Annotated in this window: 13 protein-coding genes and 3 tRNA genes; 1 reads left to right on the top strand and 15 read right to left on the bottom strand. The window is 37.9% G+C overall.

What is annotated here, in order from left to right; translation table 11 throughout:
* Positions 1-333: 333 nt before the first annotated feature.
* The 15 genes from AAAT26_RS09070 to AAAT26_RS09000 all read right to left on the bottom strand — a co-directional run bounded on the left by AAAT26_RS09070 (position 334) and on the right by AAAT26_RS09000 (position 13,711).
* Positions 334-409 (bottom strand) — tRNA-Lys (locus AAAT26_RS09070).
* A gap of 4 nt (positions 410-413) precedes the next feature.
* Positions 414-488, bottom strand: a tRNA-Gln gene (locus tag AAAT26_RS09065).
* 24 nt (positions 489-512) lie between these two features.
* Positions 513-588, bottom strand: a tRNA-His gene (locus tag AAAT26_RS09060).
* Between the two features lie 218 nt (positions 589-806).
* Complete coding sequence (speE, locus tag AAAT26_RS09055) at positions 807-1,646, bottom strand: polyamine aminopropyltransferase (protein WP_004695340.1); 840 nt, start codon at positions 1,644-1,646, stop codon at positions 807-809.
* Between the two features lie 83 nt (positions 1,647-1,729).
* On the bottom strand, positions 1,730-2,359 hold the full coding sequence (locus AAAT26_RS09050) for a hypothetical protein (RefSeq protein WP_004695338.1): 630 nt from the start codon (positions 2,357-2,359) through the stop codon (positions 1,730-1,732).
* A 4-nt stretch (positions 2,360-2,363) separates the two neighbouring features.
* Complete coding sequence (locus AAAT26_RS09045) at positions 2,364-2,798, bottom strand: peptidylprolyl isomerase (RefSeq protein ID WP_004695336.1); 435 nt, start codon at positions 2,796-2,798, stop codon at positions 2,364-2,366.
* Positions 2,795-3,502 carry a tRNA threonylcarbamoyladenosine dehydratase gene (locus AAAT26_RS09040; RefSeq protein WP_227037432.1) on the bottom strand — a complete coding sequence of 236 codons (708 nt, stop codon included), beginning with the start codon at positions 3,500-3,502 and terminating at the stop codon, positions 2,795-2,797. The genes AAAT26_RS09045 and AAAT26_RS09040 overlap by 4 nt, the downstream gene beginning before the upstream one ends.
* A complete protein-coding gene (locus AAAT26_RS09035) occupies positions 3,502-3,876 on the bottom strand; it encodes a VOC family protein (protein ID WP_004695332.1) in 375 nt (124 codons plus the stop codon). Before AAAT26_RS09035 ends, AAAT26_RS09040 begins: the two co-directional genes overlap by 1 nt.
* 92 nt (positions 3,877-3,968) lie before the next feature.
* Positions 3,969-7,052 carry an AAA family ATPase gene (locus tag AAAT26_RS09030; protein WP_316689756.1) on the bottom strand — a complete coding sequence of 1,028 codons (3,084 nt, stop codon included), beginning with the start codon at positions 7,050-7,052 and terminating at the stop codon, positions 3,969-3,971.
* The gene (locus AAAT26_RS09025; RefSeq protein ID WP_349209108.1) at positions 7,053-8,285 is read right to left on the bottom strand and encodes an exonuclease SbcCD subunit D; all 1,233 of its coding nucleotides are present in this window, start codon (positions 8,283-8,285) and stop codon (positions 7,053-7,055) included.
* A gap of 245 nt (positions 8,286-8,530) precedes the next feature.
* Positions 8,531-9,367, bottom strand: a complete 837-nt coding sequence (locus AAAT26_RS09020) for a deoxyribonuclease IV (RefSeq protein WP_012864699.1) — start codon at positions 9,365-9,367, stop codon at positions 8,531-8,533.
* Between the two features lie 210 nt (positions 9,368-9,577).
* Positions 9,578-9,997 (bottom strand): Fur family transcriptional regulator, encoded by a 420-nt coding sequence (locus AAAT26_RS09015; protein WP_004695325.1) that lies wholly within the window; start codon positions 9,995-9,997, stop codon positions 9,578-9,580.
* A 171-nt stretch (positions 9,998-10,168) separates the two neighbouring features.
* Complete coding sequence (gene cshA / locus AAAT26_RS09010) at positions 10,169-11,716, bottom strand: degradosome RNA helicase CshA (RefSeq protein ID WP_288581947.1); 1,548 nt, start codon at positions 11,714-11,716, stop codon at positions 10,169-10,171.
* A gap of 630 nt (positions 11,717-12,346) precedes the next feature.
* Positions 12,347-12,739, bottom strand: a complete 393-nt coding sequence (locus AAAT26_RS09005) for a hypothetical protein (RefSeq protein WP_024061604.1) — start codon at positions 12,737-12,739, stop codon at positions 12,347-12,349.
* 21 nt (positions 12,740-12,760) lie between these two features.
* Positions 12,761-13,711, bottom strand: coding sequence for a hypothetical protein (locus AAAT26_RS09000; RefSeq protein WP_060919701.1), 951 nt, complete (start codon positions 13,709-13,711; stop codon positions 12,761-12,763).
* 293 nt (positions 13,712-14,004) lie between these two features.
* Between AAAT26_RS09000 and AAAT26_RS08995 the strand changes: the two genes are divergently transcribed.
* The gene (locus AAAT26_RS08995; RefSeq protein ID WP_316115538.1) at positions 14,005-14,580 is read left to right on the top strand and encodes a hypothetical protein; all 576 of its coding nucleotides are present in this window, start codon (positions 14,005-14,007) and stop codon (positions 14,578-14,580) included.
* Positions 14,581-14,628: the final 48 nt, after the last annotated feature.

The following is a 14,628-nucleotide window of genomic DNA, read 5'->3' as shown; positions in this document are numbered from 1 at the left end:
ATCTTGAAGCTATTTGAATAGCTCATTATTTGTTGTCGTTACATTGAAGTAACTTTGAATTATGGTTGGTTTTGACTTTGTCAAAACCCGCACTCTGGCATATGTTCAATCGTTTTGATTGATTACCTATCATTGTTCAGTTTTCAAAGATCTGTTACGTTAGTTCTGCGCCCTAACGACTTGTATAGTATATCAATCTAACCTTAAATCGTCAACCTCTTTTCCAAAGATTTTTTCAACCGATTTTTGATTAAATTTATACTCACAATCATAACCAAAATCTCTAAAAATAGAGATAGAAAACTCACAAACCGAAGTTTGTGAGTTTTAATTTGGTGACTCACCCGCGACTCGAACGCGGGACACCCTGATTAAAAGTCAGGTGCTCTGCCAACTGAGCTAGTGAGTCATGTTGGCAGGGGTGGCTGGGATCGAACCAGCGCATAACGGAGTCAAAGTCCGTTGCCTTACCACTTGGCGACACCCCTACAGTGATTACGATGTGTAGGTTATGGGGTGAGTAGTGGGGATCGAACCCACGCGTAACGGAGCCACAATCCGCCGTGTTAACCGCTTCACCATACCCACCACCTTGTAGGTATCGAAGACATTGTCTTCGTAACAAAGAGAATTATATCTTTTCTAGAGATTTGTGTCAACACCTTTTTCTCAATTTCATTAATTTTTACAAACGAAACTTTTAATTGTGTTATCTCTAATATAAGCCCTTTAATCCCCATATAAATAAGGAAGCACTATCGGAAACTTTCGTTTCACAAATGGTGCTTCCCCATTATACATATTATTTACTTAGTTGGCAAATAATTTTTTACAAAATTTGGCAATGCAAATGCAGCTTTTTGAATATCTGCATTATAATACTTAGTTTCAAAGTTTTGTTCACGGTTTGGAGTCCATGTTAGAGGATCAAATGTTTTGGAACCCAATGTAAAACAATGCATTCCTGCAGGATAGATTGGAATAAAAGCTGTATATAAGCGAGCAATTGGGAAATGGCTATTAACGTAACCAAAAACTTTTTCCACTAATGGTTGATGTAACATCGGAGATTCTGTTTGTTGTACAAACAAGCCATCAGCTTTCAAAGCTTTTAATGTATTCTTATAGAATTCTTCTGTAAATAAGCCTTCACCAGGACCGATTGGATCGGAACAATCCACGATAATTACATCATAGTAATCTTCTGCTTCTGCCATGAAACCAATACCATCACCAATTTTTACAGTCAATTTAGGGTGGTTTTCAATCATAGCTTTAGCAATAGTTGGTAGATATTGTTTTGCCAACTCTACAACCTTACCATCGATTTCAACCATTGTTACTTCTTTTACACAATCATGACGTACACATTCTCTAGCTACGCCACCATCACCACCACCGATAATCAAAACGCGCTCAGGATTAGGATGTAAGAACAAAGGGATATGGCTCATCATTTCATGATAGATAAACTCTTCACGCTCAGATGTTTGGAACACGCCATCTAAAGCGAGCATCATACCATACTCTTTTGATTTAAAAACTTCAATTTTCTGGAACTCAGATTCCCCAGAGTAAAGCACTTCTTCCGCTTCAGCGCTTAGACGTAAGTGAGGTGTTTGTTCCTCAGTAATCCATTGACTCATGTAGTACCTCCTACTATTTATACTACAATACGCATCGCAAATCACTGCGATGCGTATGTATATTACTTTAATTGCTCTATTACTTACTCTTTGCGACTAATGTAACAGAATCCACCACCTAAAATAGTGTCTTTCATCCAATTCGCCAAAGAGAAATCACGAATTTCACCTTCATCAAAGATGCCACAGCGGATATCATCGCCGTCCATAAACATCTTGTGAATCGGAACCCAATGCCAGGTATAGAGAGCCTTCTCTTTTCCTTTATGACGATTTAAAAATGCTACAGGCACATCCTGTGCCAATGCATCATGTATAAACTGAGCTGCAGCCTCCACCTCTACGCGTGATGCACAGAACGGAGATACATTCAACATATGTACATCATAAGATAGGCTTTTATCCTCGAGTAAGCGAGTAAGACCACGTTCCATCCATTGAGTTTTATAAACACCACCACCAAAACGTGGCTTTACATATTTCCAAACTAAGTTCATCCGTTCTAAAGCAAGCGTTTGGTCGGATGTGGTTTCTAGATCTAATAAGCCATCCCTAAATAGCGAATAGCCCAATACTTGTGATGCCGATGTAGGCCCACAACCAGACAAGCGTTGCCACTCATCAGTGAACCACTCTTGGTCATACCCATATGATGTTTTACCATTTACATCGATATATAGCCATTCTGGATGTTTAATAGATACTTCATTCATGAGATTAACCTTCGATTACTTCTACAGTTTCCATGATAGCACCTTGTTGGATACCATCAACTACATCCATACCTTCAATGACTTTACCAAATACAGTATGTACACCATCTAAATGAGGTTGTGGCTCATATACAATAAAGAACTGACTACCACCAGTATTAGGGCCACGGTGAGCCATAGATAAAGCACCGCGCTCATGTTTATGCGGATTGCCAACTAATTCATCTTTAATTGTATAGCCAGGACCACCTGTACCGTTGCCATTAGGACAACCACCTTGTGCTACGAAACCAGGAATTACACGGTGAAAACGAAGGCCATTGTAGAAGCCTTTGTTAATCAAGTCGATAAAGTTTTGTACTGTGCCAGGCGCTTCTTTTTCAAATAATTCAATTACGATATCGCCGCCGTCAGCCATATGGATTTTCGCTTTTTTCATTGTTCAGGTACCTCCAAAATTGTACGCAACACATGTGCTGCTAATATAAAACCTGCCACTGGTGGCACAAAACTACATGTCCCAGGACTTGTGGCATCACCACGGAACTGTGGTTTTGTCGGTTTTTCAGTAGAAAATAAAACTAATTGTTTTTTTATACCCCGTTTTTTGAGTTCCCGACGCATAACGCGTGCCAAAGGACATGTATGAGACTTATTGATATCTACAATCATAAGTTTTTCTGGGTAAAAGCGATTACCTCCGCCCATACAAGAAATAACAGGGATGCTTTCACGTTGACAAACCTCAATGATATTAAGTTTCGCCGTTACCATATCGATGGCGTCAATAACATAATCAACGTTCAAGCTTTGAATAAATCCAGGATAGTTTTCCTCAGTATACATAATATCATGAGTTTCTATCACCACATCAGGATTGATAGAAAGAGCTCGCGCCTTTGCTACCTCTACCTTACGTTCCCCAATCGTATTATGAGTCGTAATCATTTGACGGTTCAAATTGCTAGGCGCTATGGAATCTCCATCGATAATGACGATGCGACCTACACCAGCTCGCACCAATGCCTCAAGGGCACCACCACCTACGCCACCTACACCAAAGAGCGCGATAGACGTGTCTCTTAATGTTTGGATTTTATTGGGACCAACCAACCACTCTAAACGGGTTAACATATATTCCATTAATATTTCCCCGCCGGAATGATTTCTGTCCAATATCCATCTGGATCTGCTATGAAATAAATACCCATATCAGCATTCTCATAAGCAACAACGCCCATTTCTTTATGCTTTTTAAGAGCCGCTTCATAGTCATCTACATAGAATGCCAAGTGGAATTCATTATCCCCCAAATTATAAGGACGATCCCAGTCACGCAACCATGTAAGTTCTAATTCATGTGCTGTATAAGGACTTTTTAAATACACGAGGGTAAAAGCACCGCTTGGGTCTTCCAAACGACGAGACTCCTCGAGCAATAACGCCTCTTTATAGAATGCTAGACTTTTATCAAGGTCTTTAACATTTATATTATTATGAGCAAACGAAAACTTCATAGAACCCCCTTCGTAAATACAGGATGTTTTTGTAGGAATTCTCCTCTTTTTATAGTAACACATTTGGCAAATCTATATCTAGTTTATGATATCTAGTTAATAACAAATTTTGCCGTACTACCGTCGTCACCTCGAGTCACTTCTAAATGAGCAGGTATACGAGACTTTAACTCAGGTACATGAGAAATGATGCCGATGAGACGTCCTGACGATTGCAACTGTAACAATGTTTCCATGGCGAGTTCCAATGTATCTGGATCGAGTGTACCAAAACCTTCATCAATAAACATCGTATCCATATGGATGCCACCAGCATAGCTTTGGATAACATCCGCTAATCCCAAGGCAAGCGCCATAGAGGCCAAGAATGTTTCACCACCAGATAAGGTATTTGCTGGTCTAGATTGGCCTGTAAAAGCATCCATAACCGCCAAATCGAGGCCTTGCTTGCCACGACCACCACCTGTATAGTCGGATCTCTCCAAGGAATATCTGTTGCGACTCATCTTCTGAAGTCGTAAATTAGCAGCATATACAACCTCATCTAAAATAGCCCCCAGCACATAGCGTTCAAAGGTAACATTTTTAAAGCCTTGCTCCCCACCATTAGCGAGATCATTTAATCGGCTTAAGAACTTCACCTTTTCACGAGCCTCACCCATAGCAGTTTCAAGTTCTTCTAATGAATTGAGCGTAGTTTCAATATGCTTTGTTTCTTTATCCCATGCCGCTAAATTACCTACTAGTGTATCCCGATGCTCTACTGCTGTAGAATAAATTTCATCAGTAATACTATCACTTGGCTTAACCATAGTTTCTGTGGCTTTTAATGCCGCATCATATACAGCTTGTGCTTTATTAAAGGCTTCAGTCAAAACGTTCAGCTGTGTTCTATAGATCTCTATCTCTTTAATCTCACGTAAAGACTCTACAAAATCATTCTCTGTTAAAGAAATGGATTGTAATGACTTTGTATAGTTCTTATACATCAAAATAAGATTTTTTGTTTCTTCTTTTACTTGAGAGGACAAAGTTTCTAAGCGTCCGCGTTTGGCATTCAATTGTTCTCGAGCAGTATCTAAATTAGTTTTGCTAACTTTCACCTGCTCATCGTAGAGTGTAATATCACTATCCAATGACTCTAACTGTTTTTGCCATGCAGCTATATCCGTGGTTGGTAAAGTTTTAGATAGAGCATCAATGTTAGCTTGTACTGAGCTAATACGAATTTCTAGGTCGTGTAGATTTTTAAGTAATTCATTATGGGCAAGTTCTAAAGTTGCTAACTTATCTCTAGCTACTTTTAACTCATGTTCATTGTCAGCTATAGTGTTACTCAACAATTCAGACTCACTATGTAAAGCTGTAAGTCGCTCCATTTTAGTCAACAAATCTTGTTGAACAGATGTAAAGTTTTTCTTAGAAAAACCATCCATAGATGACTTAAGTTTGGAACATTGTTCTACTTCTAACTTAGCTAACTCCTTAAGACGAGCATCTAATGTTTTCTGTTGTCCCACTTCGCTAGCTTGCTTTTGCAGTGCCAAGTCACGGGTTTTGCGAGCCTCTTCAATTTCATCCTTAGTCGGATACATCTCCGGCTTAGCTGCTAACCGTGGATGATCTGTAGAGCCACAAACCGGACAAGGCTCATTATCTACAACTAAATGAACTAGCTCAAAGGCACGTCCTTCTTGCATTAGATGCTCTAATCGTTCAAGATGTACCTTTGCAACCTGCAAGGTTTCATCTAAAGACGCTAACATTTGACCTTTATCGTCGATTTCTTTTTGTACCTTATTAATTTCTTCTAGCAATTCAGAATATCTATGTAAATCATTTAGTTGCCCTTGAATAACATTAGCATCCTCTAAGAATTTGTTATTATCTCGTAACTGTTTACGCAAAGCTTCTAAGTCGTTTTCTAAAGTCTTTACAAGCTTCCGTTGTTTAGCTAAGGCATCTTCGCTTTTTTTACTATCTAATTCTTCTAAATTACTCTGTAATGTGGACAATTCCTTTTTCAATACATCTAACTCATTAAACTTCTCTGCTTGTTGTTGAAATTGAGCCAAAGCAGTTCTTTTAGCTTGTATACTTTCAGCTCGACCTTCTAAGTCACTGTATACGTCTAAACATTTAGCCTCATGTTGAGTTGCTAGTTCTACATGTTCTTTCGCATCTGAAAGGGCCTGTTCTAAAGTTTTTAATATAGCTTGTTTCTCAATATATTGTTTATATAATTCATGAGTTGGTGCCAAAGAGTTAAGGAACTGAACCTTTTCGCTTAGATTTACACGCTCAGTTTCCCTTACTTTCACCATGTCAAGTTTCGAAGTAGCCTCAGCAAGAGATTGTTGAGCCTGATTATATAAAGACCATTGATTTCGGAGCACATTAAACTGTTCTACCACGGTTACTGCCTCATCTCGTTCTACCGCGAGAGCATCTCGATGTGGGCCCCGATTTGCTAGTAACTCACGCACATGCTCAATGGTTACCATTGGAGTCGCTCCATCATGAGGGATAGACTGCATAAATGCAGTTTGCTTAGTTAGATTTTCTTCAATACCTGCCTTTGCTTCATCATAGGCAACCTTCAGTGCTTCTTGTAACTTTCGATATAGCTCAGTTCTAAAAAGTGTATGCAGTAATTCCTCACGCTCACTCGTAGAGGCAACTAGCAACTTTCGGAATTCCCCTTGAGGTAATAGCACAACTTGTAAAAACTGATCCTTGCGAAAGCCTATAATTTGCTGAATAGTATCGCGAATAGCGGCAGCTGAGGTAGCAATGACCTTCCACTCACCATCTTTCCGCTCATATACAGTAGCGCTAGCATTCTGTTCACGCATCCCTGTACCACGTTTCTTTGCTACCATCTGTTTCGGTAACCGTTCAACACGATATTGTGCATTGCCAATAGCAAAGGAGAAATCGACACGAGTCATACGATGAGGTTCTGCAAAGTCACTGCGAATAGCATCTGTTTTGCGTACTTCTCCACTCGGCTCACCATACAAGGCATACACTATGGCATCTAAGATTGATGTTTTCCCTGCCCCCGTAGGACCAGCAATGAGAAACATGGAATGGTCTTGAAGCTCATTAAAATCTAAAGTGACCGAATCACGATACGGACCAAAGGCTTCTATAGTTAATGATATAGGCTTCATTTAGTCCTCCTTAAGAATTCGGTCCCATACAGAGTTGATATATTGCTGTTCTTTCTCTGTTAAAGGTTCCTTCCACACAGTTTCTGCAAACTGATTAAATAGATCACGTTCATTTAATTCTTTGAAAATTGCCTCACCCATATCTGCTATAGGCCCTGCCACGCGACCAACTAGATCAATGGTCATACAACGATGATATACCTGGCGCAGTTTAGCCATTCCATCCATAATCGGCATCGTATCAAGTAAACGGGCTTGCACATAATCATCCCTATATTTAGCCTGTAATGCTTTATCATTTAACAGGTCTTCAAAATATCCTTCCAAAATGACTACGTCTCGCTTCGCCTCTACAGGAATCGTGTTAATATCTACGTTCCCCTTTGTATCCATATCAATGATGGTAAAAGACTTCTTCTGCATATGTTCATCAAAGGAATATTTTAATGGGGATCCACTATAGCGAATATGATCAGCTCCCATTCGCTGAGGCCCATGCAAATGTCCCAAGGCAGTATAGTGAAAGTCTTTAAAGACTTGAGGATTTACCTGTTCGCTGCCACCTACAGACAAGGTACGCTCTGAGCCCCCTACTTCACCGCCCATAACAAAAGCATGGCTAATGGCGATACTGCGCATCCCCTTAGGCACTTGTTTATACAAGTAATTACTCCAAGCCTGATACATTTGGTCATAATTGTGCAGATTCAAAGCGCTTTCGCAATTTTGTTCATAACACGGTGTTACTATGTCAGTAATTTCAATATTGGTAGTTTCTGTATTAGTAGACTCTACATCAGCAAATAAAGCCTCCCCTATGCGTCGGGGCTCACTAAAAGGCATAGGACAAATAGCCACCTTGCCATCTGTCCCTTCAAATTCAAAAGGCTTCAACGCGTGATGAGGAGAGCCCCAAATATGGATACCCGATTGGCCCAACATAGAGCGCCCCACTTCAAGACGTTCTGCTCCATCGTGATTACCGCTCACCACAAAGAGAGGCACCTTGTAGTCCATAGCGAGACGAGTGATGATGGAGTCCCACAATTCGATAGCTTCAATGGGTGGCACCGCTCTATCAAAAATATCCCCTGCAAGCAATATACCATCGATGTTTTCATCTTTCAAAATATTAAAAAACTGATGTTCCAACACATGAGCTTGGTCCTCTGTTAAGTACTGGCCATAAAAAATACGCCCTAAATGCCAATCGGCAGTATGTAAAAAACGCATTTTGTCCCCCTTTCCAGTTCTCCCTATACCTTACACAACGTATGTATTCAAATGCCAAAACGAGCTCTTAGTCCCATAAGTTTATGGAAATTCAATAACTTTATATAACTTTATATAGCTTTATATAGCTTTAATAGCTTTAACAGCTTTAATAGTTTTAATAACTTTATGAGTTTGCAATAACTAGTATAGCATCAGGTATTCTACATATTTATTATATAACTAAATTAACATCTGTATTTTAATTATTTATTTTCTACGATAGAGCGTAGCATAGCAATTTCCTTTGCGTAACCGTCCAATTCATTTGGTGTTTCCAAGTAGAATGGTAAGTTCGTCAATTTAGGATGTGTTACAACGCGGGCAATAGCATCGATACCAATATGTCCTTCCCCAATTTTTTCATGACGATCTTTATGGGCACCCATAGGATTTTTAGAGTCATTCAAATGAATGGCTTTCAAACGATCAAGACCTACAATTCGATCGAACTCGTCAATAACGCCATCGAGATTATGTACGATATCATAACCCCCTTCGTGAATATGGCAAGTATCAACGCACACACCCATGTACTCTTTTAGCTTTACGCCATCGATGATGCGTGCAATTTCTTCAAAACGAGAGCCAATTTCTGTACCCTTACCAGCCATTACTTCCAAGAGGACTGTTGTCTTCATACCTGGGAATAAGATTTCATTCAAACACTCTACAATGTATTCAATACCTTGATCTACGCCTTGCTTCACATGGCTACCAGGGTGAAAGTTATACATTTGACCTGGCAAATATTCCATACGCTCTAAATCTTCCATCATAGATTGCTTCGCAAAAGCGCGTAAATCCTCTTTGGCGGCACATGGGTTATAGGTATACGGCGCATGTGCCAACAAGGTACCAAAGTTATGTTCTTTCATATATGCACTAAGGTTATTCATATCCTCAACATCGAGAGCTCGCATGCTACCACCACGAGGGTTGCGAGTAAAGTATTGGAAGGTATTACCCCCAATTTTAGTCGCTTCCTTGCCCATATGTAAATAACCTTTGCTAATTGATAAGTGACTGCCTATTACAAACATGATACTCCTTTATACGATTATACGATTTCTACAATTTTATAATTATAAAACGCTTAACTCTAATATCTATTGTATTATGCTTATATCTAATTATCGCTATTCTATAACACTAATAGATATAAGGTATACGATATACGATTAGATATAAGATATACGATAACTAATATAACCCCTGCCGTGAAGGAGCCCTTCAACAACAGGGGTTATCTATTAATGACTTTCTTTTTTTGCACACTCAGGGCAAACACCTTCGAAGGTAATATGTTGACCTGTGATTTGATATTCGCTACCTTGATCAGCAATCGTTTTGATAGCTTTCAAATCAATGCCCATCATATCCTCTACCTTATTGCAACGAATGCAACGGATATGGGAATGAGCTTGTGTATCCCAATCGTAATGAGCACGCTCATCACCAACTTCTAAAATTTTAACAAGACCGATTTTTTCAAAAATCTCCATCGTCTTGTACACTGTAGCCAAGCTCATGCTTGGATGTTCTGGGCGCAACGTATGATACAACATCTCTGCTGTTGGATGATCATGATGACCACGCAAAGCATCATAAATCGCAATACGTTGTGGAGTTACTTTAAACCCCTGGCTACGCAAAATTTGTGCGATATCCATAATAATCTACCTTTCTCCACTTGGAAATCTATAAGGCATAGGCCATTATCGACCGTTTACAAGAAATAATTATTATTTATTATACCAAAATTCTCAACACTTATCAAGATAAATAGTATTAACTATTAAGTAATAAAAAATGTGGATTGCCCAGAAGCAATCCACATCCTATTAGTCTTTAAAGTAAGGTTTAAAACCTTCACTTTGATGGCGAGTTTTTTTCTCGCCACGCGGACGATCAAATTTACGCTCATCTCTGCGGCGGTCACCTTTACGGTCATTGCGACGATCACTTCTACGATCATCGCGACTGCGACGTGGGCGGTCATCTCGACGACGATCACCATCACGACGGCGACGATCACTACGACCACTTTCACGACGACGGCGTACGCGCAATGGTTTTTCTTCTGTAATATTTACAGGAGTAGTATCTGGTTCTTTTGTTAACAATTTAAGAGCTGCCGCCAAAAGTGTTACGGAATCTGTATCATTCAACAATTCCTCAGCACTAGATTTGAAAGGCGCCAAGGCTTCTAGATTATCTGTCATTTCAACGAGGCTTTCAATTGCCAAACGTTGTTGACCTTCAAGAACTTCACCTAATGAAGGTGCACGACGACGTGCAATTTTACGTTTTGTTAAACGCTCGATAGCATGTAAATGCTCCATTTCACGAGGGATAACGAACGTGAAAGCTTGACCTGCTTTACCGGCACGACCTGTACGACCTACGCGGTGTGTGTAGCTTTCAGGATCTTGAGGCATATCATAATTATATACATGAGACACGCCAGAAATATCAAGACCACGAGCTGCCACATCTGTAGCCACGAGAATATCAATGGTACCTTCGCGGAATTGGCGAATTACGCTGTCCCGTTTTTGTTGAGACAAGTCGCCATGGATGCCTTCCGCCATGTAACCACGTTTCTTAAGACCTTCTGTCACTTCATCAACACGACGTTTCGTACGCGTGAAGATAATCGCAAGTTCAGGTGTTTGGATATCAAACAAACGACAAAGAACATCGAATTTTTGACGGTCTTGCACTTCGATATAGTATTGTTCGATCAAGTCCATCGTAACTTGAGTCGGTTTCATGCGAATCAATGTTGGCTCTGTCAAATATGTTTCAGCTAATTGTTGGATAGCTTTAGGCATAGTTGCAGAGAACAACAATGTTTGATGGTCTTCTGGGATAGCACCCAAGATTTTATTGATATCATCAACAAAGCCCATATTTAACATTTCATCGGCTTCGTCCAATACCACAACTTTCACATGGTCAAATTTAATAGAACCACGGTCCATATGATCCATCAATCGGCCAGGAGTGGCAACGATGATTTGAGGGTTCTTTTTCAAGGCACGGAACTGACGATTAATATCTTGACCGCCGTAGATTGGCAATGCTGTGATATTCGTGTACTGAGCCATTTTGTTAAGCTCTTCAGCTACTTGAATAGCTAATTCTCGTGTAGGGGATAAAATAACTACTTGAACGTGACGCTCATTCCCGTCTACGCGTTCCAATACAGGCAAGCCAAATGCTGCTGTCTTACCAGTACCTGTTTGAGCTTGACCGATCATGTCCTTACCGCTCATGGCAACTGGGATAGCTTCCTGTTGAATTGGCGTAGGCTCTTCAAAGCCCATATCGTTTAACGCTCTTAGAACAGGTTCGCTAATCATTAATTGTTCAAATTTTTCTAACATCTAAATGTGTTTCCTCCTATCGCGCACGAACTATGCGTATTTAAGTAGTATATCATATTTCGATGGTGAGCGCTATAAAAGTAATTCTGAATCTAAGCTAAATAGGATTTCTTTTCCCCTTAAAATGTTCAATCAACACAATTCCACCTGATACGCATAACAAAACAAGATATGACAAATGAATAGGCGTATACAAGCATTCAACAAGAACAACCCATATAATTAATAGTAATTTAGAAATCCATTTCGTTCTTATTTGATCAGCGATTATAAATATAGATAAATTGATAATTATTTTAATGATTATCGCAGCAATAATAACTAATGTCGTAAATTCTTCTCTATAATCAGTCAATTCATATAAGGGATATAATAAATAACTTAATAAAACGCTAAGTATTATTAAAAACCAAATATTGAGTCTCTTTAAAAGTTTAGATTTACTATAGTGAAATACGCCAACCAAAAGAAAAAGTAAAACACTAAGGAATATTCCTATAATTAATAGATAATCTAACTGAATCATGATTTATACTGCCTTTTAATGATTTTTAATTTCTAAAAATCATTCCATAAGTGCCCACACAAAACAACATTATTTTAATAATATCTGAGTTGGTATATGGTCTATTAAAATAGTACTTTCCTAAATGCATAAGCAAACACGATCATACCAAACAACACAGAAACTATAGCAATAAGACTCCGTTTAAAATATACGCTGTCTCTCTTCTGACAAAACCCTGTAAGCATTGTTAAAAAAAAGAAAAACAACCAAATACTGCCATAATTCACTATAAATTTATAATCTTTATCAATTAAAAATTTAAGATTTAATATCACCAAACTTATAATAGAAATTATTGATAAATACTTTGTTAAGCTACCAAAAATCCTATGTTCTTTTATATATTCATGTTTTTTATCAATTGGATGATTACGAATCTCAAGTTTATATAATCCCATAGATAACGACATAGATATAAAAATCCAAATATATCCTAATATTTCAAGTTTATTCATCTTCCACCTTCCACTATATGGTTACCGACTCAAATACTGACGAAGTGTCTGGTTTTCTAACGGCCCTAACTGCAATGCCTTCCGATTTTTAATTGCATCAATGGTTAATGCTTCAAAGGTAATTTTATCAAAATCAGAAAACTCGTTAAAGGAATTAAACACGATGAATCGTTGATTTAGTAAATTAGTTAATACCTCTATATCTTTCGTTCTTACTTTATTTAACTCATTTCGTGCATAAGATTCATATCTCTCATCACCTGCATTATTCTTGCTAAACCGACCTATATCAAGATTATCAGAATAATAGCTATATATAGCCTTCTGATAGAAATCAATTTTAGTCAATTTCCCGAATTCAAAATTATAATAAGCATTATTTCTTAAAATATGCTCACTACCATACTCACCAATAATAGTCCCTGTAGAAAGATCTACTATATCATTATGCTTAATCAAGTCTTCCTTTCTATACGATACATAGAAAGGTAACTTTATAGTATATCCAGCGTTTGGACCTGTATATCGTTTCTCACTATCATAAAAGATCTCATGCCATATATCTCTATCACTTTCATCAAGACTAGAAATATTAGGGTATAACTGATCAAGACTTACATTAAATTGTGTTTCTTTAGAATCTATCCGAGGAATGAAAGTATTATATTTATTAAGATTTTTATTCCAAGCATCTAGTAAACTTACATTTTCATCAAAAATACCAATACCGTCTAACGTTATGTAATAGAGTTTATTATCCACCTCATGAACAGCAACTACATTATCAGCAATCTTACGGTTTTCATTGCCATAATATAATCCACTCTCTTGAAGATCACTTAAATAAATCAAACTATTTTTAAAGTCACCACTTGCCAAGAAATATATCAATACTCCCAATATGAGTATATAAAGCACTACTATTATGCCAATAATATATCCAATCCATTTAATTACTCTCTTCAAATTCATAATAGCCCTCTATAAATAACACGATTTTATATGGCTACAATTATAACATACACTATACTTTTACATATAATAGACTATTCTTAAGTACAAAAAAGACACCTCTTTCGGGCTACTTCTTTATTATGATTTATTGAGAGGTGTGTGGTATTAAATCAGCTATATGAGTAAACATTTAATTTAGATATAATATAATTAAAATAATGTACTCCAAAATTCCACCAATAAATTAAACAATACCTGTTAAGCAATTACGATTTACTAAACTTCCTAAAGTAGTATAAAAGGAATATACAATGAAACCTTTTACCCTAAAACGATTTATATTATTTCCACTGATTATACTATCCCCCATACTAACAACGGGTTGTCATCTTCTCTCACATTATAGTGAAGATGAGGTACAACAATATATAAATGAGGATTATCCTAATCTAACATATCACTTAGAGTCTCATAGGAACAATACATGGCAAGTCACCTTTGACAAATATCCACAAATGCCCATTGAAATATCTGAAGCCTTGAACACCTCTGCACCTGTTGTACCACAAGTGGAGCGAATACTGATAACTAACATCCCATTAATAACTGCATTCCCATTAATGAAAAACTATATAACAGCAGAGGAGTTATCCTATGCTACATACGATACATCTTCTTTGTATATTGAAATGCCTATTCCCTATTCGGCCATACAAAACCAAGATGTAACAAATTTTTACAATCGAATGGATCAATTCTGCAAAGAATATGCAGCAACATATCCAGACTTCAAAGAAGATATATATATTAGAGTTATTATAAAACCTTCTGATGGTTCTGATGCACCAAAAGAGTATAGAAAAATATTCCGTCTATCTCAATATTAGTAAAAGAGGCACCTCTTTCGAGGTGCCTCTTTGTTATAGTTCATCGGA

This window comes from Veillonella parvula (assembly GCF_040094895.1).
Classification (GTDB): domain Bacteria; phylum Bacillota; class Negativicutes; order Veillonellales; family Veillonellaceae; genus Veillonella; species Veillonella parvula_L.
This window is presented reverse-complemented; position numbering and strand designations above follow the sequence as displayed.

Excerpts from the sequence above, each read along its gene's own strand:
- AAAT26_RS09045 (WP_004695336.1), bottom strand. The coding sequence starts at position 2,798 with ATGAAAAAAGCGAAAATCCATATGGCTGACGGCGGCGATATCGTAATT.
- AAAT26_RS09040 (WP_227037432.1), bottom strand. The coding sequence starts at position 3,502 with ATGGAATATATGTTAACCCGTTTAGAGTGGTTGGTTGGTCCCAATAAA.
- AAAT26_RS09025 (WP_349209108.1), bottom strand. The coding sequence starts at position 8,285 with ATGCGTTTTTTACATACTGCCGATTGGCATTTAGGGCGTATTTTTTAT.
- AAAT26_RS09005 (WP_024061604.1), bottom strand. The coding sequence starts at position 12,739 with ATGAATAAACTTGAAATATTAGGATATATTTGGATTTTTATATCTATG.
- speE (WP_004695340.1), bottom strand. The coding sequence starts at position 1,646 with ATGAGTCAATGGATTACTGAGGAACAAACACCTCACTTACGTCTAAGC.
- AAAT26_RS09000 (WP_060919701.1), bottom strand. The coding sequence starts at position 13,711 with ATGAATTTGAAGAGAGTAATTAAATGGATTGGATATATTATTGGCATA.
- AAAT26_RS09015 (WP_004695325.1), bottom strand. The coding sequence starts at position 9,997 with ATGGATATCGCACAAATTTTGCGTAGCCAGGGGTTTAAAGTAACTCCA.
- AAAT26_RS09020 (WP_012864699.1), bottom strand. The coding sequence starts at position 9,367 with ATGTTTGTAATAGGCAGTCACTTATCAATTAGCAAAGGTTATTTACAT.
- AAAT26_RS09050 (WP_004695338.1), bottom strand. The coding sequence starts at position 2,359 with ATGAATGAAGTATCTATTAAACATCCAGAATGGCTATATATCGATGTA.
- cshA (WP_288581947.1), bottom strand. The coding sequence starts at position 11,716 with ATGTTAGAAAAATTTGAACAATTAATGATTAGCGAACCTGTTCTAAGA.
- AAAT26_RS08995 (WP_316115538.1), top strand. The coding sequence starts at position 14,005 with ATGAAACCTTTTACCCTAAAACGATTTATATTATTTCCACTGATTATA.
- AAAT26_RS09035 (WP_004695332.1), bottom strand. The coding sequence starts at position 3,876 with ATGAAGTTTTCGTTTGCTCATAATAATATAAATGTTAAAGACCTTGAT.
- AAAT26_RS09030 (WP_316689756.1), bottom strand. The coding sequence starts at position 7,052 with ATGAAGCCTATATCATTAACTATAGAAGCCTTTGGTCCGTATCGTGAT.